Here is a 23,337-nt window from a genome sequence, read left to right on the forward strand (position 1 = left end):
TTCACACCGCCAAATCGAGTGGTATCAATACCATTTGGGATGGCTTGAATGGGTGCGTGAAGACCCTGCTCAGATAAGACTTGGGCTACGCCTTCAGAGACAGCCACAATTCTAGCAGTTGATTTACTTAGTTTACGCGTTTGGTATATCTTCCAAGGTGTATAGCGCTCTTTAGAGTTGTGTTCCACTTGTACCAAGCAAGGTACTTGTGCCAATAGCCCTGCCCGTCTTCCCAGTAAATGCTCAGGAAACCCATGCGCAACCAATATATCAGGTCGCCATTGCACACATAGTTTTTTTAATTCGTGAAGGGTCGCAAGATGGTTAGTACCTGTGACAACCTTGTAATCGATATCTTTACCTTCAAGTTCAGCAAGCTTTTCTGGTACGGTCGTTTTTTTGCGACGCAGTACTAACAGGTTTTCAGTCGATTCTATTTGATTGTGTGCCTCAACCAAATCAATAGCAACTTTCGTGGCTCCTGAAAAGCCACCAGTGACAAAATGTAAGACTCTCAACGGCTTCTCCATTAATCTATTCAAAGTAAAGCCAGACTTAGCTAAAAATAATGTTTTGTGACGCTCTCAATTTGAACGCACCTGCTTTAAGAATCGATATGCTAAGCAGCCGTGTTTGTAGATGGACACCATAGCTAGATATAGCTTGAAACTAAGCGACGTTATGATACCGCATCCATAAATTATGTGCGAGCGTATAGTTATAGTGTATGAACTTTACTTTAGAATACCGATTAATACCACTCAACAAAAAAGCTAAGACTTAAAACAGTCTTAGCTTTTTTATCTCATACAACATAATTCTAAATATTAATCAATAAAACTTAACCAATCCATATATTGCTCATTGCGACCATGTACTACATCAAAGTACAAGGTTTGTAGCTGCTCAGTCAAAGGTCCACGTCCACCATTGCCGATAGTACGGTCATCATATTCACGAATAGGTGTGACTTCAGCCGCCGTACCCGTCATGAATATCTCATCCGCCAAATAAAACTCATCACGAGTGATACGGCGTTCAACGACTTTGATGCCTAGATCATCGGCAAATTGAATGATAGTACGACGCGTGATTCCGTCAAGTGCACCGCCCGCTAAATCTGGTGTATGCAATACACCATCTTTTACTAAGAATAAGTTTTCGCCTGCACCTTGGCAAACGTAACCCTGCGGATCCATCAAGATAGCTTCGTCATAACCATTACGAGTGACTTCTTGGTTTGCCATGATGGACACTGGATAGTTGCTCGAGGCTTTTGCCTTACACATGGTCACATTGGTCATATGATGAGTAAATGAAGAGGTTTTTACACGGATGCCGTTCTTGATGCCCTCTTCACCCAGATAAGCGCCCCAATGCCAAGCAGCAACCATTGCATTGATACTGTTATCACGTGACGATAAACCAAGCTTTTCTGCACCGACCCAAATTAGTGGGCGGATATAGGCTTCTGCCAAGTTGTTTTGCTTGACCACATCTTTGTGCGCCTGCTCCAGAGTCGCTGCATCAAACGGTACATTCATTTGAAAGATTTTTGCAGAGCCTAACAGACGCTCGGTGTGCTCTTTTAGACGAAAAATTGCCGTACGATTATCAGCAGTTTGGTACGCGCGCACACCTTCAAACACAGCCATGCCATAATGCAGGCTATGCGTCAGCACATGGACTTTGGCATCTGGCTGCTCAATCATTGTGCCATTCATCCAAAGCTTACCATCTTGTGTTGCCATATTCATTTTATAATCCTTATGTTAGCACTAACGGCTATTTTTTTAGGTATAGTCGACGCACGTATAAATGCTTCAACTAGAGGTTTCGTTTAATCGTATTTATCAACATCATATGATAACACCGCAGCGTCAAATTTTATTGCTAAAATATAGTGTTATCCTTACTAAGTAATAACCAACAACTGACAGCTTTATCGTAATGTGTCGCCGATTATATCATTGGCGGTGCTAGCAAATGAAATCTTTTAGTTTGAGTATCACAGGCTATTATTTATAAGCAAAAACCTTCTTAAGAATTGGGCGAATCGCCATCGGACAAATTAACACCCATCAAATGTTGCCATTGCGCTTGTACTAATGCTCGTGTTTCTTTCCACAGTGACTCATCCACCAATAGCGATTGCTCTGATAGTGCCAATTGATGAGTAGCAGCACGAATTCTGAGGTAAGCATCCGTTAAATCTTGGCAGACTTGCTCCTCCCAAATACCTAGTGATGCCACTTCTTCGAAAATACGAACGTTGTCGCTCCATTTGGTCAGGCTCGGATGCTCATGCGAATAAGCCAATACTGCAAATTGCGCTAAGAATTCAATATCGATGATCCCGCCTGCATCTTGTTTAAGATGAAACTTACCTGCTTGTTGCTGCCATTGACTGGTGCCCAGATGTTTTTGCATCTTAATACGCATACTGGTGACTTCTGTACGCACCTGCTCTATCGTGCGCGGTAATGACAATACGTCTCGGCGAATATCACAAAAACGTGCCGTCACTCGTTTGTCACCGCAAATCGCTCGTGCCCGTACCAAGGCTTGATGCTCCCACGACCATGCCTTTTCTAGCTGATAGGTTTCAAAAGCATGACAAGACACCACCATCATGCCAGCATTACCTGAGGGGCGTAGACGCATATCAATCTCATAAGCGCGGCCATCTCGAGTTTGGGTATTGAGATAGTTCATCAGCTTTTGTACCAAACGGGCAGCAAACTTCATACCGCTGACTGATTTTTCACCCGTAGTCATGCCCTGCTCTTTTATTTTGTGTAAAAACACCAGATCCAAATCTGAAGAATACGACAGCTCTAGCCCGCCAAGCTTGCCATAACCAATGATGGCAAAACCGCAGTCTGCCTCAGTCACTGGATCGCCATCTTGTCCAATAGGATAACCGTAGCGTTTGACAATTTCTGCAAAAGCCCGTTCTAATGCGGCTTCTAGTACCACCGCTGCGATATAAGTGAGAGAATCCGACACCTTCATAATCGGACGCTCAGCCAATACATCACTGGCGGCGACCGCCAACACTTGGTTCTTCTTAAATAGTCTTAATACGCTGAGCAGCTCTTCTTCGTCATTAGGCTCTACGCGCAATAGCTGTTGACGCAAAATATCACGCAACTCAGGCTTGTCTGGTAAATGCCGATAGCGCTGCTGTAAAAAAGTATCTAAAAGCACAGGATAATGTGCCAACTCTTTGGCAATCCAAGGACTGGCCGACAGCATGGGTATCAGCTCAATTGTCGCATTGGGATTTTCTGCAATCATCACCAAATAGATAGAACGACGACAAATCGCTTCGAGCAATGTAATGAGACGCGGCAAAGCGGTATTGGCCAATTGCTGCTGCTCTTGATGAGCGAGTAACGCATGGATAATCACAGGATAAGCGTCATCCAACCGCTCGCGAGCCTCATCGCTTAAGTTAGCGACCATCTTTGACTGCCAAAAATCTTGTAATAGCACTCGGTTTTCTGCCGTTAACACATCATTCAATCGTGCAATCTGTTCATCAAGATGTTCGGGCTCAAGATCTGTGTCTTCATGATCCGGTACCTGACGTTCGGTCACCATACGCTCAAAGGGAACATTGACATTGTCTCGGTGGTGGTTAAGGGTATCTAACAGTGCGTTCCAATCATCAAACCCAAGGGTAACCGCCAAGTTATACTGCCACTGCGGATCATGTGGCAAACGCTGAGTCTGTTGATCATTAATCGCTTGAATGGCGTGTTCAAGCCGACGTAAAAAACGATACGCGGCTTGGAGCTCTTGATAAGTAGTCCTCTCTAAATACTCAAGCTTATGTAATACCTGCATCGCTTGTAAACAAGATTTCACCTGTAATTGAGGATGCCTGCCACCATAAATCAACTGAAAGGCCTGCACAATAAATTCAATGTCTCTGATACCACCAGCACCCAGCTTGATGTTATCCAAATCCTCCCGCTGAGCGACTTGGTTTTGAATAAGCGATTTCATCTCCCTGAGCGCTGAAAAAGCACTATAATCCACGTAATAACGGAAAACAAAGGGCTTGATGAGCGCTTGTATCTCATCATAAAACGGCTGTTCTAGCTGCCCGACTACTCGCGCTTTTAACCATGCAAAACGCTCCCATGCACGTCCATGTTGAGAGAAGTACTTCTGCAATGCGGACAGATGAATGGCCAAATCACTACCGTCACCCCAAGGGCGCAGACGCATATCGACCCGAAAGACAAAGCCATCAGCCGTCTTTTGATCCAGTAATTTAATAATACCTTGACCGAGCCTTGTCATAAACCGCTTATTATCTATGCTGCGCGTGCCTTTTGATTTATCACCGTTGGTTACACCGCGAGCCTGATGAACAAAGATAAGGTCTATATCACTCGATAGGTTCAGCTCATGAGCGCCAAGCTTTCCCATCGCCATAATCGCCATGTCATCAATTTGCACGTTACCTTTAGCATTGATAAAAGTCGGTTCGCCGTACTGTTTAATTAAATGCTGGTAGGTGTAATCTTTGGCAAATGAGATACAGCCGTCTGCAAACTCAGACAGCTCGTCGGTCAATTGCTCAAGTGCTATCAGTTGTAAGGCATCTTGCCAAATCCAGCGCATCATCAGCAGTGTACGTAGATGACGCAGGCCACTCATCACCTTCACTTCATCAGCAAGTTGGTAATTATCATCTAACGTATAATCTTGAATCAAATCATCGATTTGCTGCCGAGTTAGGGTTCGATCTAACGGGTAGCTACGTAAAAACGTTTGGCATGAAACCGTTCGACTCTCCCAAATCTGATAAGCGAACTCGCTTGCCGTCTGCAATATTTGCAGCTGTTCGGTTGTATACTGACAATCTGTACCATGGGTCGCACGTGAAGGCATAGCGGATGACATAGGGAACATAACTCCTTGCATAGAGTGATAAGACTACGTGAACTTAGCGCATAAGTTTATCGTTTTTTCTTACGAAGTAGTCACAGCATCAACTAACGATACGCAATATGTCGGTATTTAATATAAAACTACGTTTAATGACAGTGACCCTATTTGCTTTTGAGCGCTTTATGGTAGCATAAACAACTTTAGTGCAGATGATTGAAAAGAGTTCTTATGACAACCATGACCCCATTGCTTCTGATTACTGCTGATCCTGGCCACCCACTTGCCCATTTAGCGCTACGCTATGCACGCGCTTACCTGATAAATGCCGCCAATAATAAAGATACCAATGATAATGTCACCTTAAACGTGTTTTTTTATGGCGATGCGGCGCATACGGCCAATGGTTTACGCTGGCAGTCGGCGGATCAAATTAATTTAACCAAAGAGTGGCAAACGCTCGCTGAGCAGTTCCAGTTAGCGCTGCCTGTCTGTGTCAGTACTGCTCTCAGTCGCGGCATTAGCGACACGGATAACAGCAAACGCCATCAACTTAATGGTGACAACCTTGCCACCGGCTTTTCACTGGTCGGACTGAGTGAGCTTGCGATGATGATGCAAGGCGACTGTCGTTTGATGCAATTTTGATGACTTGCCGTGCAGACAGATTACATCTTATGATAATAACTGTCAGCGACCAATTAGATTAGGAATTAACCATGAAATTATTAATTCAGCTGCTCACGCCGACTGAAATGGCGAGTTATGAAGGCTGTGCGCTTGCATTAACGCTAGCCACCTTTGGTCATGAAGTACAGCTGTATTTGGATGCGCCTGTTTTTGGCTTGTTGATGCAGCCTGCGTCGCGTTTGCACGGCATGATTCAGTCGCTTGAGCTATATGACATGCCAGCCGCTTGGCTACCTGACGATGTCTTTAGCGGGTGGGTCACGGGTATGCTGCCTATTGATTTGGCTTCACAATTGACATTGATACCTGAAGTGGTGAATGCTTCAGACTTTGAGCAAATACTACGCTTTTAGCCTCGCCATTTTATTTGTAATACTTTAAATACTAGGACGTGTCCTCATTTTAAAAATAGAGATGAAAATGAGGACACGCCTTATCCTAAATCTAGCAACGAATCGGACACTGTTATGGCAACTTTATATCAAATACACAGCACAATGGATACGCTCAGGCGCAGTGTCGATGAGATGTCACGGACATGGCGCACCGGTGACAGTATTCTCTTGCTTGGTAGCACCGTGGCTTTTATCAGTTGGCTTGATGCCTATTTGAATGACAGTCAAATACAAGGCATCGCAAATATTTATGCCTTAGCCGATGATGTAGCGCAGCTGAGTACCAATACCAGTGCGAAGCTCAATTTAGAGACCAAGTTGAATGGGCTGTTAACCGATGAAGAATGGGTCAATCTAACTCAGAGCACTAGTGTTAGTAATACCAGTGCTAGTAATACCGATGCTAATAATGCGAGGTTTGATAAAGTAGTGACCATTGCCTTATGAATAACGATAATACGATCAATCACGATATAACCAATCATGATATAACAGCGGCAATCAACGTTGAATTGGATCAAGACGGTCATTTATGTGACCATAATATCTGGACCCCTGAAGTCGCTCAGCAATTGGCCAACACTCTAGAGGTGCATCTAGAAACTGAGCATTTACAAATTTTACAGCAGGTACGGGCATTTTTTACTCAGTTTAATCACGCACCAGCCACGCGCCCACTGATTAAATGGTTACAGAAAACCTTGCCAGAGCATGATATCAGCAATCAGAAACTACAGCAATTATTCAACACTGGCTTGGTTGCCCGCCATGTCAATCGCCTTGCCGGTCTGCCCAAACCACCCAACTGCTTATAAGATATATGGCATATATGATTGATAAGGTGTTATGAATGGCGATGAATACCTAAATGTTGGATCATCGCCTGCAATCAGTAAAAAATGCATGGCTATTTTGGGTCGTACACTGTCAACGTCTCATACCCGATACTACGACCTTCATCACCAGTGAAGCCTTGCTGACGCCATACCTCATATAGACATATCGCCACACTATTCGATAAGTTTAAACTGCGTGAATCAGCCAGCATAGGCAAGCGCAACCAGTGATCAGCGCCGATATCTTCACGTATATCGTCTGCCAGACCTGCTGTTTCAGAGCCAAATACTAAGGCGACATTAGGTATCTGCTCAGGCATCAAAGCACGATCAGATTCGGCAGCCATCTGTTGCCCACCAAAGTCATAGTCATAAAAAGGCTTGCTCAGTTTGGTGGTCAATGCTGTGACAATATGACAATCCGCTGCCTGTAGCGCCAGTTTTGCTGCTGCCCAATCATCATGTACTTGTAGGTGCGCGTATTCATGATAATCCAAACCTGCACGCCGTAGCTTTTTATCATCAAGCTCAAACCCTAATGGCCTGACCAAATGTAGCTGCGCGCCCGTGTTGGCACATAAGCGGATAATATTGCCCGTGTTACTAGGCATTTTGGGCGCTACCAACACAATATGAGTGGTCATATCGACTCCTTAAGTCGTCAAATCTGCATATTATCGTCGATCCGAGATAACGTGGACAGACTCTACTAAAATGATGGTTATTTGAATTTCTGAGCAAAAGGTAATTAAAAGTTACAGTTTACTGCCAATAATTACATTTTGATACTTTGCACAGTTTTTAACTTTCACTATGATGTCTCTAACGGATATCGAGATAGTATTTATCAATTATTATCTTATCCAATAACCCCTCAGTGAGGCTCAAGCCTAATGCTTAGCATCACTGTTATTATTTATAACGACCCATTTTTGAGGATTCTATTATGAAAAAATTAATCATCGCATCTTTAACTGCTATGTTTGTTCTAACTGGTTGCAACACTTTTAAAGGTTTGGGCCAAGACGTATCAAGCGCTGGCGAAGCTGTTACTGGCGGCGCACAAGACGTACAAAATAAAATCTAAGTATTGATTTTTTTGCGTATTTGAAAGGCTTGTCATTTATGTGATAAGCCTTTTTTTATAACTTTATTTTTCGATCGTAAAGACTGACATTAAAGACGCAGTGAATATCTCCAATTATAAGAAAGCTCGCAATATCTGATTGAGATAACGTTGACCCAATAGCGTTGGCTGTAGCCGCTCAGTATTGTCTACTAGCAATCCCTGAGCAATCAATTGCGCCACTTGTACAGCAATATCATCATCACTCAGCCCTGTCCTTACGGTAAACATCGACCAAGCGACGCCATCATGTAGACGTAGCGCATTCAGCATAAACTCACTGACCAACTCCTCACTATCAATTTCCTGCCAACCCACCATTTTTGGTGCGCTTTGTTTAACAAAAGAATCAGTGTTATCTTGATAATCCACATAATCTTTAGGCAGTCGTGACTTACTAAAACGATAAATACCAGAATCTGCTAGCGAGTCATTCTTTAAGCCATTCTCTGTTAATGCTGATGCTTCATGAGCAATCGTTACTTTACCATGTGCACCCGCACCAATCGCTAGGTAGTCACCAAATTGCCAGTAATTAACATTGTGACGGCATGCTTTATCTGACGCGCCTGCCCACGCGGATACTTCGTAATTGCGGTAGCCCAACTGCTGCAACAACGCTTGACCTGCCTGCTCAATATCTGCCAAGTTATCCTCATCTGGCAAAATCGGCTGGCTACGGTAAAATACAGTATTGGGCTCAATCGTTAATTGATACCAAGAGATATGCGTCGCCCCAGCATCATGCGACATCTGGATATCGTTCAGCGCCTCATTCATCGTTTGCTGCGGTAACCCATGCATCAAATCGACATTGACTCGCTCAAACCCAGCCGCGACCGCCGCACGAATCGCTGACAATGCTTGTGCAGGGTCATGTATGCGACCAAGGGTTTTTAGCTTATCAGCCGCAAAACTTTGTACACCTATTGACAAACGATTGATACCCACCTCTAAATATTGGGAAAAAGGCGCATGCTCAAGCGTGCCCGGATTGGCTTCCATCGTTACTTCAATGCCATCAGCAAACTTAAAGATGCTACGTAAGCCAGTAAACAATCGCTGGTATTGCACAATGGGTAGCAGTGAAGGCGTACCACCACCGATAAAAATTGAACTAATTTCACGCGCTTGGGTTAACGACTGCTGCATGGCAGCATCTGACAGCAGCGCATCCACATATTCGTCATACATAGATAGCTGCATATCCATCGGCAGCTCATGCGAATTAAAATCACAATAAGGGCATTTTTTGACACACCACGGTATATGAATATAAAGCGCCAGTGGAATGGCACTTACCTGTATCCCACTCGCAGTCTTATTAGAGATGCTGAGATTATCAGAAAAATGAGCAGATTTAATATTTGACATAAACGAAGGTATCTATAAAAAAGGTTACATAAATGGATGACTGCTGTCACTAGCAGAAAGTAGCGCTAGGATAACGGCTAATGTGATTAAAAAAAAGGCTATCTTAAAGAAAAGCCGATCAATAACAAAATCAGTCACAAACATGCATGTTAACCCTGTACTTTTATAGGCAAAATAGTGAAGAATAATGGCATAAAATGGCATTGTATTAAATGACATTGCATACAGTGATATTGCAAATAATGAATGGCTGATAATGATAAATAGGATAAAGATATGGCTTATTGGTTAATGAAGTCCAACCCCAAGTTTTTTGGTATTGATGATTTGCAACGCCTAGAGACCGACAGTTGGGATGGTGTGCGCAATTACCGCGCTCGTAACTTCATGCGTGACGAGATGCAGGTCGGCGACAAGGTATTCTTTTATCACTCTAGCGCTAAACCGTCTGGCGTCGCTGGCATCATGAGGGTAAGCAAAGCAGGCTACCCTGACCCTTGCCAGTTCCATCCTGAGCACCGTCATTACGATCCTATTGCCACCGAAGATGAGCCACGCTGGTATATGGTAGACGTCACTTTTGAGCAAGCGTTCATTGATATTCTACCACTATCAGCCCTTAAATTTTTACCCGCACTTGAGGATTCATTATTAATGAGAAAAGGCTGTGAGCAACTTACCGTGATTCCACTAGACGCCAAACACTGGTACGCCATTATGGATATGGCAGAAACACTTAATCTACTATCTGAGCAACCAGTGGTTAGATAGTAACGATTGAGTAAGGTTTTTAGTGTTATCAACGAACACTTATTGATGCGCTGTCTGCAAAAAATTTGCTATATTTGCGACTTATGCTCAATAATTCATTTATCGATTTTCTTTATCACACCTTTATCCCCATTATCAGGACCCGCTTATGAGCGCACCCAAACTACTATTATCTGTATTAACTGTCAGCATGTTCAGTCTTACTCTTAGCGCCTGTGGCAGTGACGGGGACAAGGTGAAAGAGGAATATGACCGAATAGAAGATCAGGTGAAAGATGAATATGATCGTGTGGAAGACAAGGTCAAAGAGAAGTATAAAGAAGTCGAAGATAAGCTGAGCGATGATGAAAAATCCATGGCCGAGATTCTGGAGTCGGTATTTTTACCAGAAGAATCACTCGATAATTTCTTGGACAAAATAACCCCAGAAGGCGGTCGCGGCGGTTTATATGTCGGACACTTTATTGAGATTGACGATAGTGACAGCGACGATATCGATATCGGTGCCGTTTACTTTGACATCAGCAAAGATGGCGCTGGCAGCGTCGATGGTAGCGTTAGTTATCAGCAGCAAGCCTGCCAAGAAAATAACACTTTGGGTATCAACTCAGCCATCAAGGTTGACAACTATATCGCGGGTAAAATAACAGGCAGTCTCGATACGTTAGCATTCTTAGACATTAAGTATGTCAATGATTTGGGCGTAGAAACACCAAACTTATTAACCACTTTTGCGGGGAGCTTTGAGGAAAAAGAAGCAGGATCACCTTGGAGAGGTAGCTTTGAGTATCAGGATGGCCTTGGCGGTAAAAAACTAACCAGTAGCGAAAAAAATTGCAACGTCACCTACACCATCAGCGATCGCTCTAATTTTAAGACTTACCCACTTGATTATAGTCTGGGCAAAATGACTCTTGATGTCATCGGTAATGGCAGTCAAAAGACCGTCACTTGGCAAAATCCTGCCAATACCAAGTATTTACTGGTCAGCCAAATTGATGTCAACAAAGCCGAGTCTGGTGCCAACGGCTATGTGCAGAATGTGATATTAAGTAATCTTGAAACGCAGTTTACCCCTGTCATTCCAGCCATGTCCACCAATTACGTGATTGTCGTGCAAGCCTTTGATGCCAATAATACCTTGATTGGCTATCAAGCGGTGGTGCAAGATTTGCCTGAGTCGCTATAAATGCCTGCTGATGTGCCTATAAGTTAGAATGGTTATCGTCCAGTGCACACTCTATGGAATCGATTACCTTTCACAGTCAGTTTTTAAGAGCTATATAACGCTTTTAAAGCGTTGACATCATAGCGTGGCTTCTTTACCATTCTATTTATTTATGACCCGTCAATCCACTGCTTGGATTGACGGGTCATTTTTATTTTTGTGCCTGCCTTTTTTTTGCATACTCTGTCTATATGGGCTTGCTCATATTATTTATCGGAGTATTATCGTCGGCACGACTCCCCCTTTTACATCCAGCCAAAAAATGGATTAGCTTAGTTAAACGTGCTTAGGGCATGTCCTCATTCTCATTTGCTTTTCTGCTCAAGTTTTTGGTCATGGTATGACCGTCTCGCTATTGTTTTGTTGATGGCAATATTTGCTCATCTATCATAATTACCGCAAAGAATAAAAAGTTGCTCACTATGGTTTTCCCATTATCTTTTAGAGATTTTAAAAGCTACAGCTTACGCTTAGGCGTTCTCGCGCTTCCTATTTTAATTACTCAGTTTTGCCAAGCAGCACTTGGTGTGGTCGATGCTATCATGGCAGGTCAAGTCTCCGCGCTTGATTTGGCGGCCGTCGCCGTTGGCTCTGGTATTTGGCTGCCGCTGTTTTTATTAGCCACTGGCATTTTAATCGCCACCACCCCTCTTATTGGTGAGGCGATTGGTCAAAATAAGCACCACCAAGTACCGCATATCACGCAGCAGTCTTTATGGACCGCCAGTGTCATTGGTATTATGGGCTTTATCATCGTTAATTTAGCACCTAATGTACTTGGGGTCATGGGTGTGCCTGAAAACATCCAACCGATAGCAACGCAGTATTTGCATGGCGTGTCGTTTGGTTTTCCCGCTCTGGCTGTCTATGCGGTACTACGCAGTTATTGCGAAGCACTTGGGCGACCTGAGCCAGTGACAGTGATTAGTATCATCGGACTACTTGCCGATATTCCCCTTAACTATATTTTTATCCACGGTCTGTTTGGCATGCCTGAAATGGGCGGCGCAGGCTGTGGGGTCGCAACGGCCATTGTGTTATGGATAAACGTTTTATTACTGGCGGCTTATACCAGCTTTACTAAGCGACAGCAGTTTGCCAGCACGCGCTTCTTTTATGCCTTTGCCAGTCCTAATCGTGAACAGATTAAAAAGCTCCTTAAACTTGGTATTCCGATTGGTATCTCTATCTTTTTTGAAGCCAGTTTGTTCAGCTTGGGCGCTCTTGTTATCAGTCCATTAGGTGAGCTAGCAACCGCATCGCATCAGGTGGCATTAGCAGTGACTTCCCAGCTGTTTATGATTCCGATATCGGTCGCGATGGCACTGACAATCATGGTATCCAATCGTTTTGGCGAAAAAAACCTCATGGCGTTACGTCAAGTGCAAGCCACTGGTCTTATCTGGACAGTATTGATTGCGCTCACTTGTATGATTGGTATTTGGCTATTTAGGCCGCAATTGGCAGCCGCATTCTCTGATAACCCAGCCGTTATCACGCAATCTATGCATTTACTTATTTTTGCTCTTGGTTATCAGCTGTTCGATGGCTGGCAAGTCAACGTCGCTGGTATATTGCGCGGCATGCAAGACACCACGATCCCAATGTGGGTCACGTTGTTCTGTTACTGGCTGGTGGCATTGCCACTCGGTGTTTATTTGGTGCGCTTCACCGATATAGGCGCACAAGGGTTTTGGATGGCATTAATTACGGGTTTATTCTTATCCTCTATTCTACTCACCCTACGCCTGCGCTATCAACAAAAGCGTCTGACGGCGATGTGGGGTTAATGCATCAGCTATACTGATGTAAATGCAGTATCTACTAACCATGACTAGCGCTACATGGTCACATAGACTATGATAAATCATTAAGCATTTCTTACTCGTAAGAAATGCTTACGTCATAATATGTAAAAAAACTCAGTTAACAACTGTACATCGATTGCTCATTGCCATGAATATAGGTATCATTAGCAATTACCTACACAATATTTAGTTACACTATTTCTTGAAATTAGTAGAAGGCAAAATTAAAACTATGGATATTGAAAAAATACGCACCCTAATCGCCCTCATGGAAGAAAGTGAACTGGTTAATTTAGAAATCAGCTCAGATGATGAACACATCAGCTTAACTCGTCACTATGATGCGCCTGCACCGACCATGATGGCCGCACCTGCTGCTGGCATTGCCCCTATCACTGCTGAAGCAAAGCCAGCGGTAAAAGCGGGTAGCGTTGAGACATCGCCGATGGTTGGTGTTTATTACTCAGCCCCTAGCCCTAATGATCCGCCATTCGTAAAGGTCGGACAAAAGGTGCAAGCTGGTGACACATTGGGCATCATCGAAGCCATGAAAATTATGAATCCTCTTGAGGCAACGCAAAGTGGTGTCGTTGACGAAATCTTAGTCGATAATTCCGAAGTGGTACAGTTTGGTCAACCCGTCATACGCTATAAAGCTTAACGACACTATTTACCAACCTTTACCTCATTATGATAGAGATTTCGTTATCATTTGGCATTTTAGCTTGAGTTATTTTATCTTTATCGTAGCTCAATTTAATAGTGCCTAAAATAACGACTCTATCAATGACCGCCGCTTCGACAAGGATGACCCCATGATAAAAAAACTGCTCATCGCCAATAGAGGTGAGATTGCCCTACGTATCGTTCGAGCCTGCAAAGCCCTTGGCATAGAGACCGTCGGTGTCTACTCCACAGCTGATGCAAACTTGATGCACCTGCGCTTTGTTGATGAGGCAATCTGTATTGGCAAACCCAATGCCAATCAAAGCTATCTTGATATCAATACTATTTTAACCGCAGCTGAAATCACTGGTGCCGACGCTATCCATCCGGGTTATGGTTTTTTGGCTGAAAATGCTGAATTCGCTGAACGCGTCGAAGAAGCAGGTCTCACTTTCGTTGGTCCTAATGCTGACCATATTCGATTAATGGGCAATAAAGTCTCTGCTATTAATGCAATGAAAAAAGCTGGCGTACCGACCGTCCCTGGTTCAGTGGGCGCGGTAACGTTGCATAATGCTGAAGAGCAAGCACGCCATATCGGCTTTCCGTTATTGATTAAAGCCGCTTCTGGCGGCGGCGGTCGCGGTATGCGCGTGGTTGAGCGCTTCGAAGAAGTCATTGGTCAAGTACAGGCTGCTAAGCAAGAAGCTGAGCTGTGGTTTGGTGATGATACCGTGTATATGGAACGCTACCTACAAAATCCGCGCCACGTAGAGATACAAGTGCTTGGCGATGGTAACGGTAATGCCATTCACTTATACGATCGAGATTGTTCATTGCAACGTCGCCACCAAAAAGTATTAGAAGAAGCCCCTGCGCCTGATATCCCTGACGATGTACGTCAGCCTATCTTAGACGCTTGCGTCAAAGCATGTGAGTTGGTGAAATATCGCGGTGCCGGTACTTTTGAGTTTTTATTTGAAAATAATGAATACTTTTTTATTGAGATGAATACTCGTGTGCAAGTTGAGCATCCGGTAACTGAGATGATTACTGGCATCGACGTGGTCGTCGAGCAGCTAAAAATCGCAGCTGGCTACGGTTTGTCTTATCGTCAAAGCGAGATTGAGATTCAAGGCCATGCCATTGAATGTCGTATCAATGCTGAAGATCCAGCCACCTTTATGCCTTGTCCTGGTACAGTCACCCAGTTATTTGCCCCCAGCGGTGCTGGTGTACGCTTTGACTCGCACCTCTACCCGGGCTACGAGATTCCAAGCTATTATGACTCATTGATTGGCAAGCTTATCTGCCATGGTCAAACGCGCCAGCAAGCCGTCTCTAAGACGCTGCATGCACTCGATGAATTGGTGATTGAGGGTATTAAAACCAATATCCCGCTGCATCGCGATGTCATTTTGGCAGATGACAATTTTATTCACGAAGCACAAAATATTCATTACCTTGAAAGAGAGCTTCTAACTGGCAATAAAAAGAACGCGGATGTATAACCCGCTTTGATTTATTGTTAAATATGAAAAAACCGCTACCTATTTAGATAGCGGTTTTTTATGTTTCTATTTTAGAAAAAAACGGTCTTAAGTCTTATAATTAACGATAAAGTGCTATGGTAACACTCTATTAAAATTCATAAAGCATTCATTACCATCAGGATCCGCACACCACTGCATTTGGTTGCCATCGTGGTTTAAAAACGCAATCAACGCTTCGTCAGTTTGGTCGATTTGGTTGCCTGAACAATCTACCTCATTGTTGTCATAGACTGTTTTTAGCGCAATAATGGGCAGCCCTTCTTCGCGGTGCGTGATTAGGTAACGACCATATGTCCACTCTTTGCCACTCACTGCCCACATCTCATTATCGGCCGCAAAATTATATAGCTCGCGGCACTGATTTGCTTTTTTGGCAGAGACCTTTAACTGGTTGTTGGTATTGGGCTTAATATTAAGGACGCGCTTTTCACTTTGCACAAGGACACCGCCTTCTGTGCCAGCAGTCACTTCTGGCTCATCACTTTTTGTCTGGTTCAGCTCTTTAGCTACAGCTTGTCTGGCTTTGGCTTCTTTGGTCATCGTGATACTACTGTCCAAGTCGATTTCCCATTGTCCTGCGATAGCTGGGCTGATATGAGTGGTAATAGTCGGTTTAGTGACCACTTCGCCATTTACTGGCAATGACGCCAAAATAGCAGCCAATGAAAATGAAGCAAGTGAGATAGGTTCCATAATTAACCTTTTGTTTATAATATAATAATATGAGTTATGTACATTAGCGTAAGTCTTAGACATCAAAAACACAAGTAACATTATGCTATTAGTCGCGATGCTTTAGCCAACTGCAAGATAGGCGGTAGTCATAAATATCTACTTTCTGCATATAGACTGTCTTTTTTCATGCAAAAAATAACGCCATCGCTTTACTTGCCAAAGACAAGAAGCGACAGCGTTACAGCTACAAGTTATCAAAACGATCATAAAAACATTAAGCAGTGGCAGTACTAACTGCTTGAGCAAACGCTGATAATGCGCCTTTAAGCATCGCTGATACAGTACTGCTGCAAGTGCCAATACCAGAATAAACTTCACCATCAACATTCAACTGAATGTAAGCAGCGGCATTGGCATTGGTTTTGTTGTCATTATTGGTATCATCATCGATGCCATCACCGCTATTGTGCTGCGGATTAATCGCATGCTCAGCGTAGTTGATGACATGTATCGATTTACCCGTGTGCTGGGCAAGTCCGTCTATAAACGATGATAATGGACCATTACCAGTGCCATCAATATTAATGATGTCCCCATTCATTTGTACTTGACCAGTAAAGTAGACTTCACCGCCTTTATTATTGACCGTATAATCTAATAGCTCAAAACTGCCTTGCTGTAGATACGTGTCTTCAAAGGTTTGTAAGATTTCATCATTCTGCAATTCGCGAGCAGCTGATTCAGCTTGCTTCTGTACCACGCCGCTGAAGTCAATTTGCATCCAGCGCGGCAAATTAAAGCCATAGTTGCGCTGCAAGATATAAGCCACACCGCCTTTACCAGACTGGCTATTGATACGTACCACATCCTGATAACTACGACCAATATGCGCCGGATCAATTGGCAAGTAAGCCACATCCCAAACGTTATCCGTCTCGTTTTGATGCTTTTCGTTATAATCGAGAGATTTTTTGATGGCATCTTGATGTGAGCCGCTAAAGGCCGTAAAGACCAATTCGCCGACGTATGGATGACGCGGATGTAAGGGCAAATTGTTACATTCGCTGACCACTTGTACAATTTCGCTCATGTTACTAAAATCAAGCTCTGGATCGATACCTTGACTAAACAAGTTCATCGCCATGACCATGATATCCATATTACCCGTGCGCTCACCGTTACCCAATAGCGTACCTTCGATACGATCGGCACCCGCTAATACCCCAAGCTCTGCTGCTGCAACCGCACAGCCACGGTCATTATGCGTATGCAAGCTGATAATGACATGCTCACGCTGGGCAAGATGACGGCAGAAATACTCGACTTGGTCGGCAAAAACATTGGGCATAGACGCTTCAACCGTCGCTGGCAAGTTTAAAATCACTTCCTGCCCTTGTTGTGGTTGCCACACATCACAGACCGCATCACAGACTTCTACAGCATATTCAGTTTCTGTTTGACTAAAGCTCTCTGGTGAATACTGGAATACCCATTCCGTCTCAGGATACTGTGCCGCATAATGCTGTAATAGCTTGGCACCAGTGATGGCAATTTCCTTAATTTCAGCTTTGTCTTTACCGTAGACCTTTTCACGTTGTACACGGCAGGTTGAATTATAAACATGGACAATCGCACGCTTCGCGCCTTTTAATGACTCAAACGTACGGGCGATCAAATGCTCACGAGCCTGCACTAATACCTGCAAAGTCACATCGTCTGGGACGTGATTTTCTTCGATAAGTTTACGAGCAAAATCAAATTCAACCTGCGCCGCTGATGGAAAGCCAATTTCAATCTCTTTAAAACCAACCTCAACCAACGTTTTAAAAAAACGCATTTTTTGTTCGATCGTCATCGGATCAATCAGTGCTTGGTTGCCATCACGCAGATCCACACTTGCCCAGATTGGTGACTTTTCAATCGTTTTGCTTGGCCAAGTACGATCTGACAGCGAGGGCGCAAAAGCAAATGGACGATACTTTTTATAATCAAAAGCGGCATTTTTGGGTGTAATCTTTGCAGTCGTTGAGGCTACAGTGCGTTTGGCTTGGTCAGACATAATCAATCCTTAGATGATATGGGAATTTATGTTTTTAGCTGGACGGCTGGTGATTAGATCAATGTTTATCATACGAGATAACCAATGTTTATACCATAATAATATCAGAGTTTATGCAATAGAAATCAGCTTTCTTTGATAATATATGACAATATTTTAGTGAAAAAATACAATTTACTCAGTATAATTAGCTGAATTCACTAATAAAGCAACAGATCATGCCAAACAGTCATCTGGATAGTCCACATTTAGCCGATATTGATGAGATCGATCGACAGCTCTTGCGCGTATTGCAAACTCAGGCACGTATGAGTATCACCGAGCTTGCCGAACGCGTCAACCTGTCAGCCACGCCTTGTGCACGCCGTATTAAACTCTTAGAAGATGCTGGTATTATCACGGGTTATCACACCAAAACGGATGCGCAAAAACTTGGCTACCCGCTCGCCGTCTTTATCGCGATTAGCATGGATCGCCATACGGCTGAGCGCTTTGAGCAATTTGAGCGTAAGATTCAGAGCTTTGATGAAGTCATTAGCTGTAGCATTGTCACGGGTCGTACAGAAGACTACCTTATCAAGGTAAGAGTACGCGATATGGCACATTATGAGGAGTTTTTATTACATAGGCTCAATCGTATCGAAGGTGTCGCTCAAGTGCATACCAGTTTTGAGCTGCGAGAAATATTTAATCGTAGTGTGGTTTAAATGGTAGTCGGTGGCTGTCGACGAAACAATAGCAACAGCACCAATCCAACCATCAATCCAGCGGCGGCAACGAGTAACCCTGCATTGAAATTGTCGTCCTGCCCTGCCAATGCTACCGTCACCAATGGCCCCAAGAACTGACCCAATGCATAAGCCAAAGTTGCCAATCCTATCAGCAAATTTGAGTAAGCAGGATTGATATTTTTAATCAAAGTGAGCGTCATCGATACCATACCCACAAAGGTCAAACCTAAAATAGCAGCATTGCCGTACAAACCAATAGCGCCGTCGAACCATATGGGCAGGCACATCCCAAATGCTTGTAATATCGTTAAGCCTATTAACGTTTTGATTTCACCAATTCGCTTGGCAAGTGCGCCCCACAGTGGATTTGATAACATCGCAAACACACCAACGACTAGCCAAATGAGCAATCCAGCATACGTCTGCGTCGTGAGGCGCTGTGCTGCCATGACTGGCAAAAAAGTCGCAGAGGTAATATAACCAAAGCCTGCCAGTACATAGCTCGCTGACAGCAAAGCAATAGCCTTACGATGACCAGCAATGACCTCATACAAAGCGCGCTTAAAGCTCAAATAGGTTTGATGCACTGACACGTGCTGTGTAGGATCAGTCCGCAGCAAGTCGGAACCCTTTGTTTGTCTTGGTTTTACCGCATAGAGTAGCCATACCAGAGGTAAGCTTGTAAAGCCTGCTACCAACCAAATGACATCAAAATGATAGCCCAATATTAACAACCACCACGTCAGTATGGCAGAGGCACTGATGCCCACACCAATACCTGCGTAGTGTACTGCCGACAGTACAGAGCGGCGTTCAGGGCTTAAGCTTTGAATCACAAACGATGAGCTTAAAATCATCGCTACACCGCTTGCAATACCTGCGATTAGACGAATGAGATACCATACAGTTAATGACATATCAGGTACGACAAGTAGCATCGTTGTGACGACACTTATAATTGCCCACAGTGTCAGCGCTTGCCACGTCGAACGCTGAGGCACAAACATGGCGATGAGGGCACCGATAAAATAACCGATGTAATTGATAGAGGCAAGCCAGCCTGCAATCGTCGTCGAAATCGACAGTTGCACCATAATATCGGGCAAGGTGGCAGTAAAGAGGAAGCGTCCATAACCCATGACGACTGCCATGCAGTACATACCGATACAGGCAATGGCAGCTTCATTAGTAATATGAGGAAAAGCACGGCTTTTGAGAGCAGTCATCATGACAGAGCCATTTTTGCGGCCATTAGCACACAATCCTTTGTGTTAGAGCATTCAAGAGCAGCGGCAGATTAATAATCAAACATACAAGCGAAAACTACGATACGTTTACTGTTGGCGTCATGGTCACATCTGTCTCTGTGTGTCCTAGCATTTGTACGCGTTGATCACTAAACATATCCATATCAGGTGCCAGCGTACGCATAAAGCGATCAAAATACAGCATCTGTTTGGTCAATAAAGCAAAGTCACGTGGGAAATGAATACCATGGCGCTTGCCCACTTCGACAATCTCAAGCATCATTTTATTTAACTCATCGGCTTGTTCTTTACTATTAAAAGGCACACCACTGGTAAAGGATTTGTCCTCCGCCATAATAGTCTTCATCATACGCTGCAAATCATTACCCAACGCCACTACATCGATTTTATTGCCACCATGGGTCATTTCCATATCAATCATATGGCGCGCCATCGCTTGATAGTCACTGTCCTGCATGGCTTGCATCATACCCATGCACGCACGCCAACTCTCAGCTTTTAGCTTACCGACAATACCAAAATCCAAAAAGCCAATACGACCATCGGTTAATAGCATCAAATTGCCCGCATGCAGGTCAGCATGGAAACTGTTGCACAGCATGAGACTGGCAAACCACGTATTCAAGGTATCCGCCATGACTTGCGCAGGATCAGCACAATACTGACGCATGAGCGACTCATCGACCATAGATACGCCGTACAAGCGGCTCATGGTTAATACACGCTTGGTCGTCAGCTCTTCATATACTTTGGGTGCTACCACGCGCGTATTGCCTGATACGGCTAAGAACTGCTGAAAATCGCGGATGTTTTGTGCCTCAGCGATAAAGTCAGTCTCGGCAAGCATACGCAGGCGAATCTCATCGATAATCGGCGCAATACTGGCAAACTTCATCGACGGCATCAGAATCTCAAGTAACTTAGTCACCCCATGCAATACGCCCAAATCGGTTTGCATAATGGTCTCGACGTCAGGCTTTTGTACCTTTAATACGACTTCATCGCCATTATGCAACCGTGCCGCATGAACTTGAGCAATAGAGGCTGACGCTAATGGCTTTGAGTCGATATGGGCGAACTTATCATCAATCGTCATGCCATCAACGGCCAACTCTTCTTTCAATACCTGCTCGATATAAGCATAAGATAATGGCGTGGTCTGATCTAAACAGCTCTGAAAAGCTTTTACATATTCGCGTGGAAACAGTGACGGCGTACTGGCGATAAACTGACCAATCTTGATATAAGTCGTGCCCAATTGCTCAAACGTTTCTTTTAATAATGTAGCATCAGGCTTTTCACCTTTTGCCACTCTCAGCGCAGATAAACCTGCCACGCTGGCTGTTTGGCGAACACGGTTCATGACATTGAAGGTATGCTTTAATAAATGCGGACGATGAATTTTCATAAAAAACAACTATGGTCATAAGAAAGGGTTTTGAGAATAGGCGATTATAAATAATGACAAGTCACACCGCCACTAATGAACAATGACTAATGTCTAATGACTGCTACAGACAGGACACGCGGCATCTTGGCGATAGCCCATTAGCCGCTGCTGCATCTGACTACCATCCCATATTAATAGCTTATTTGTCAGTGGATTTTTGGTTAATCCCAAATACTGCAGGGCAGCATTCGCTTGCAAATTACCCATGATAGCAGTGGTACTCGCTAGCACACCTGAGTTGGCACACGTACGCTCATCAGCCGCTGCATCAAGCACTACCGAACCAAACACGCAGTGATAACAACCAGTGTTTAGTTGCGGCTCAAACAGCGCCAACTGACCTTGCATCGCAATCGCTGAGGCAGATAATAGCGGGATTTTATAGTGCACGCTAATACGATTGATGACATCACGCGTAGCAAAATTGTCGGTGCAGTCTAAAAGCAAATCAGGCTTGCCTGTCGCCATATCGAGCAATTTATAAGCATTGTCTTTGCTTAATCTTGCAACTGTACCGCGAGCGGTAATGAAAGGGTTAATACGCTCTAACATGTGCGCCGCTGTTAGCGCCTTAGTTTTACCAATATCCTCAGGTAAAAACAGCGTTTGGCGCTGCAAGTTGCTGGCTTCAATGACGTCATCATCTATAAGATGAATGTGCCCAAGTCCTGCACGCACCAGCGTCTCAGAAGCAGGACAACCAAGCCCACCTGCCCCTATCATGACCACACGAGCTGATTTTAAGCGTAATTGAGCGTCAATATCCCAACCATCTAATAATATTTGCCTTGCATAACGCAGCAACTCTTCATCCAACAACTGCCCTTCATCTAATGTGTGCGCCATATTTATTACCAATAACCTATTATTAAAGAAGTCTACTAACAAAAATCTGGTGACTTAATTTGACCCAGCGTAACACGATCATTACCACCATAGTCTTGTACTGTATGCACAGATTCAAAGTCACTGTCTACAAACAACTTGCGAACGGCATCACCTTGGTCAAAACCATGTTCGATAGCCAGTAGCCCACCGACACGCAAGTATTTCGGTGCCTGTCCTACGATATGCTCTATATCGGCAAGCCCATGATTGGGGGCACTTAAGGCACTAATAGGTTCGGCTACAAGGCGTGCTAAATGCTCATCTTCCTTATCGATATAAGGAGGGTTGGACACAATCACATCAAATAATAGCTCGCCATGACTGGGCAGCTCGTCATACCAACTGCTTTGTATAAACTCAATATCAGCAACATCATTGATGGCTGCATTGTGCTGAGCAACCTTGAGCGCTTCTGGCGACATATCCACCGCAACGACTTGCCAACTTTCTGCCTCACTGTCTGAACGCTGCGTATTTAACTCGTGAGCGAGACTAATCGCAATACAGCCTGAACCTGTCCCTAAATCCAGTAACCGTTTTGGGCTGCTGACACTGTTTGGCTGAGATTTTATCCAAGTTAATACTTGCTCAATCAGTATCTCAGTATCAGGTCGCGGAATTAAAGTGTGCTCATTAACAGTAAACGTCAGCGACCAAAATTCTTGCTGACCAGTCAAATACGCAAGTGGTATTCCTTGCTGCATCTTCGTTACACCTGCATTGAATTGCTCAAATTCACTATCAGTTAATTGGTAATCTTCATCCGTTATTAAAAATATCGCAGGCTTATCGACGACATACAACAGCCAGTCCGTTAGCCAAAATGGCGGTAGCTTGCTATTTGCAGCCTCATTTGTCAATTGCTGAATGTGCTGCTTGATTTGACGAATACTTGATGCTGTCATATATAGTTC

General features: G+C 44.0%; 22 protein-coding genes. 11 read left to right on the forward strand and 11 right to left on the reverse strand.

What is annotated here, in order from left to right; all coding sequences use genetic code 11:
* The 3 genes from B2575_RS12180 to glnE all read right to left on the reverse strand — a co-directional run.
* On the reverse strand, positions 1–518 hold a 518-nt coding region (locus tag B2575_RS12180; RefSeq protein WP_296242323.1), incomplete at its 3' end, for a glycosyltransferase.
* A 309-nt stretch (positions 519–827) separates the two neighbouring features.
* The gene (locus B2575_RS12185) at positions 828–1,757 is read right to left on the reverse strand and encodes a branched-chain amino acid transaminase (protein ID WP_055124135.1); all 930 of its coding nucleotides are present in this window, start codon (positions 1,755–1,757) and stop codon (positions 828–830) included.
* Between the two features lie 283 nt (positions 1,758–2,040).
* Positions 2,041–4,920 (reverse strand): bifunctional [glutamate--ammonia ligase]-adenylyl-L-tyrosine phosphorylase/[glutamate--ammonia-ligase] adenylyltransferase, encoded by a 2,880-nt coding sequence (glnE, locus tag B2575_RS12190; protein ID WP_296242325.1) that lies wholly within the window; start codon positions 4,918–4,920, stop codon positions 2,041–2,043.
* 216 nt (positions 4,921–5,136) lie between these two features.
* Between glnE and tusD the strand changes: the two genes are divergently transcribed.
* From tusD to B2575_RS12210, 4 genes are all read left to right on the forward strand, one after another.
* Complete coding sequence (gene tusD, locus B2575_RS12195) at positions 5,137–5,553, forward strand: sulfurtransferase complex subunit TusD (RefSeq protein ID WP_211181263.1); 417 nt, start codon at positions 5,137–5,139, stop codon at positions 5,551–5,553.
* A gap of 71 nt (positions 5,554–5,624) precedes the next feature.
* Positions 5,625–5,948 carry a hypothetical protein gene (locus B2575_RS12200; RefSeq protein WP_045454966.1) on the forward strand — a complete coding sequence of 108 codons (324 nt, stop codon included), beginning with the start codon at positions 5,625–5,627 and terminating at the stop codon, positions 5,946–5,948.
* A gap of 114 nt (positions 5,949–6,062) precedes the next feature.
* Positions 6,063–6,437, forward strand: a complete 375-nt coding sequence (locus B2575_RS12205; protein WP_296242329.1) for a hypothetical protein — start codon at positions 6,063–6,065, stop codon at positions 6,435–6,437.
* Positions 6,434–6,805 (forward strand): TusE/DsrC/DsvC family sulfur relay protein, encoded by a 372-nt coding sequence (locus B2575_RS12210; RefSeq protein WP_109591289.1) that lies wholly within the window; start codon positions 6,434–6,436, stop codon positions 6,803–6,805. The genes B2575_RS12205 and B2575_RS12210 overlap by 4 nt, the downstream gene beginning before the upstream one ends.
* Positions 6,806–6,897: 92 nt before the next feature.
* On the opposite strand, the gene B2575_RS12215 is transcribed toward B2575_RS12210, so the two are convergent.
* Positions 6,898–7,470: a tRNA (cytidine(34)-2'-O)-methyltransferase gene (locus tag B2575_RS12215; RefSeq protein WP_045454970.1), complete on the reverse strand. Its 573-nt coding sequence runs from the start codon at positions 7,468–7,470 to the stop codon at positions 6,898–6,900.
* A gap of 302 nt (positions 7,471–7,772) precedes the next feature.
* Here B2575_RS12215 and B2575_RS12220 point away from each other — a divergent pair, with 302 nt between their 5' ends.
* Positions 7,773–7,913, forward strand: a complete 141-nt coding sequence (locus B2575_RS12220; RefSeq protein ID WP_045447789.1) for an entericidin A/B family lipoprotein — start codon at positions 7,773–7,775, stop codon at positions 7,911–7,913.
* 114 nt (positions 7,914–8,027) lie between these two features.
* Here the strand turns inward: B2575_RS12220 and hemW are convergent, their stop codons facing one another.
* Complete coding sequence (hemW, locus tag B2575_RS12225) at positions 8,028–9,326, reverse strand: radical SAM family heme chaperone HemW (RefSeq protein WP_296242333.1); 1,299 nt, start codon at positions 9,324–9,326, stop codon at positions 8,028–8,030.
* Positions 9,327–9,602: 276 nt separating this feature from the next.
* Between hemW and B2575_RS12230 the strand changes: the two genes are divergently transcribed.
* The 5 genes from B2575_RS12230 (at position 9,603) to accC (ending at position 15,310) form a co-directional block, all read left to right on the forward strand.
* Complete coding sequence (locus B2575_RS12230) at positions 9,603–10,097, forward strand: EVE domain-containing protein (RefSeq protein WP_296242336.1); 495 nt, start codon at positions 9,603–9,605, stop codon at positions 10,095–10,097.
* A 148-nt stretch (positions 10,098–10,245) separates the two neighbouring features.
* On the forward strand, positions 10,246–11,286 hold the full coding sequence (locus B2575_RS12235; protein ID WP_296242337.1) for a hypothetical protein: 1,041 nt from the start codon (positions 10,246–10,248) through the stop codon (positions 11,284–11,286).
* A 461-nt stretch (positions 11,287–11,747) separates the two neighbouring features.
* Entirely contained in the window at positions 11,748–13,115 is a 1,368-nt protein-coding gene (locus B2575_RS12240; protein WP_296242339.1) for an MATE family efflux transporter, read from the forward strand.
* 250 nt (positions 13,116–13,365) lie between these two features.
* Positions 13,366–13,794, forward strand: a complete 429-nt coding sequence (accB, locus tag B2575_RS12245) for an acetyl-CoA carboxylase biotin carboxyl carrier protein (protein WP_109591299.1) — start codon at positions 13,366–13,368, stop codon at positions 13,792–13,794.
* A gap of 154 nt (positions 13,795–13,948) precedes the next feature.
* Positions 13,949–15,310, forward strand: a complete 1,362-nt coding sequence (gene accC / locus B2575_RS12250; RefSeq protein WP_193216889.1) for an acetyl-CoA carboxylase biotin carboxylase subunit — start codon at positions 13,949–13,951, stop codon at positions 15,308–15,310.
* A 114-nt stretch (positions 15,311–15,424) separates the two neighbouring features.
* Here the strand turns inward: accC and B2575_RS12255 are convergent, their stop codons facing one another.
* Positions 15,425–16,045 carry a hypothetical protein gene (locus tag B2575_RS12255; protein ID WP_296242346.1) on the reverse strand — a complete coding sequence of 207 codons (621 nt, stop codon included), beginning with the start codon at positions 16,043–16,045 and terminating at the stop codon, positions 15,425–15,427.
* A gap of 256 nt (positions 16,046–16,301) precedes the next feature.
* Positions 16,302–18,086: a 2-isopropylmalate synthase gene (gene leuA / locus B2575_RS12260; RefSeq protein WP_296242347.1), complete on the reverse strand. Its 1,785-nt coding sequence runs from the start codon at positions 18,084–18,086 to the stop codon at positions 16,302–16,304.
* Between the two features lie 218 nt (positions 18,087–18,304).
* On the opposite strand from leuA, the gene B2575_RS12265 reads away from it, so the two are divergent.
* Positions 18,305–18,793 (forward strand): Lrp/AsnC family transcriptional regulator, encoded by a 489-nt coding sequence (locus B2575_RS12265; RefSeq protein ID WP_296242349.1) that lies wholly within the window; start codon positions 18,305–18,307, stop codon positions 18,791–18,793.
* Here the strand turns inward: B2575_RS12265 and B2575_RS12270 are convergent.
* The 4 genes from B2575_RS12270 to prmC form a co-directional block, all read right to left on the reverse strand.
* Positions 18,790–20,046 carry a YbfB/YjiJ family MFS transporter gene (locus B2575_RS12270; protein WP_296242350.1) on the reverse strand — a complete coding sequence of 419 codons (1,257 nt, stop codon included), beginning with the start codon at positions 20,044–20,046 and terminating at the stop codon, positions 18,790–18,792. The genes B2575_RS12265 and B2575_RS12270 overlap by 4 nt on opposite strands.
* Before the next feature lie 94 nt (positions 20,047–20,140).
* Entirely contained in the window at positions 20,141–21,493 is a 1,353-nt protein-coding gene (locus B2575_RS12275) for an ABC1 kinase family protein (protein ID WP_296242351.1), read from the reverse strand.
* A 93-nt stretch (positions 21,494–21,586) separates the two neighbouring features.
* A complete protein-coding gene (locus B2575_RS12280; protein WP_238034166.1) occupies positions 21,587–22,381 on the reverse strand; it encodes a HesA/MoeB/ThiF family protein in 795 nt (264 codons plus the stop codon).
* A gap of 35 nt (positions 22,382–22,416) precedes the next feature.
* Positions 22,417–23,328, reverse strand: coding sequence for a peptide chain release factor N(5)-glutamine methyltransferase (prmC, locus tag B2575_RS12285; protein WP_238034165.1), 912 nt, complete (start codon positions 23,326–23,328; stop codon positions 22,417–22,419).
* Positions 23,329–23,337: the final 9 nt, after the last annotated feature.

It is taken from the genome of Psychrobacter sp. UBA6739 (assembly GCF_002453835.1).
GTDB classification, from domain to species: Bacteria; Pseudomonadota; Gammaproteobacteria; order Pseudomonadales; family Moraxellaceae; genus Psychrobacter; species Psychrobacter immobilis_A.

What these genes read in the sequence shown, in the direction of transcription:
- B2575_RS12205 (WP_296242329.1), top strand. Translation starts at nt 6,063, where the DNA reads ATGGCAACTTTATATCAAATACACAGCACAATGGATACGCTCAGGCGC.
- B2575_RS12210 (WP_109591289.1), top strand. Translation starts at nt 6,434, where the DNA reads ATGAATAACGATAATACGATCAATCACGATATAACCAATCATGATATA.
- B2575_RS12240 (WP_296242339.1), top strand. Translation starts at nt 11,748, where the DNA reads ATGGTTTTCCCATTATCTTTTAGAGATTTTAAAAGCTACAGCTTACGC.
- B2575_RS12215 (WP_045454970.1), bottom strand. Translation starts at nt 7,470, where the DNA reads ATGACCACTCATATTGTGTTGGTAGCGCCCAAAATGCCTAGTAACACG.
- B2575_RS12185 (WP_055124135.1), bottom strand. Translation starts at nt 1,757, where the DNA reads ATGAATATGGCAACACAAGATGGTAAGCTTTGGATGAATGGCACAATG.
- B2575_RS12280 (WP_238034166.1), bottom strand. Translation starts at nt 22,381, where the DNA reads ATGGCGCACACATTAGATGAAGGGCAGTTGTTGGATGAAGAGTTGCTG.
- accB (WP_109591299.1), top strand. Translation starts at nt 13,366, where the DNA reads ATGGATATTGAAAAAATACGCACCCTAATCGCCCTCATGGAAGAAAGT.
- B2575_RS12200 (WP_045454966.1), top strand. Translation starts at nt 5,625, where the DNA reads ATGAAATTATTAATTCAGCTGCTCACGCCGACTGAAATGGCGAGTTAT.
- B2575_RS12275 (WP_296242351.1), bottom strand. Translation starts at nt 21,493, where the DNA reads ATGAAAATTCATCGTCCGCATTTATTAAAGCATACCTTCAATGTCATG.
- accC (WP_193216889.1), top strand. Translation starts at nt 13,949, where the DNA reads ATGATAAAAAAACTGCTCATCGCCAATAGAGGTGAGATTGCCCTACGT.
- tusD (WP_211181263.1), top strand. Translation starts at nt 5,137, where the DNA reads ATGACAACCATGACCCCATTGCTTCTGATTACTGCTGATCCTGGCCAC.
- B2575_RS12235 (WP_296242337.1), top strand. Translation starts at nt 10,246, where the DNA reads ATGAGCGCACCCAAACTACTATTATCTGTATTAACTGTCAGCATGTTC.
- leuA (WP_296242347.1), bottom strand. Translation starts at nt 18,086, where the DNA reads ATGTCTGACCAAGCCAAACGCACTGTAGCCTCAACGACTGCAAAGATT.
- B2575_RS12230 (WP_296242336.1), top strand. Translation starts at nt 9,603, where the DNA reads ATGGCTTATTGGTTAATGAAGTCCAACCCCAAGTTTTTTGGTATTGAT.
- B2575_RS12265 (WP_296242349.1), top strand. Translation starts at nt 18,305, where the DNA reads ATGCCAAACAGTCATCTGGATAGTCCACATTTAGCCGATATTGATGAG.
- glnE (WP_296242325.1), bottom strand. Translation starts at nt 4,920, where the DNA reads ATGTCATCCGCTATGCCTTCACGTGCGACCCATGGTACAGATTGTCAG.
- prmC (WP_238034165.1), bottom strand. Translation starts at nt 23,328, where the DNA reads ATGACAGCATCAAGTATTCGTCAAATCAAGCAGCACATTCAGCAATTG.
- B2575_RS12220 (WP_045447789.1), top strand. Translation starts at nt 7,773, where the DNA reads ATGAAAAAATTAATCATCGCATCTTTAACTGCTATGTTTGTTCTAACT.
- hemW (WP_296242333.1), bottom strand. Translation starts at nt 9,326, where the DNA reads ATGTCAAATATTAAATCTGCTCATTTTTCTGATAATCTCAGCATCTCT.
- B2575_RS12270 (WP_296242350.1), bottom strand. Translation starts at nt 20,046, where the DNA reads ATGATGACTGCTCTCAAAAGCCGTGCTTTTCCTCATATTACTAATGAA.
- B2575_RS12255 (WP_296242346.1), bottom strand. Translation starts at nt 16,045, where the DNA reads ATGGAACCTATCTCACTTGCTTCATTTTCATTGGCTGCTATTTTGGCG.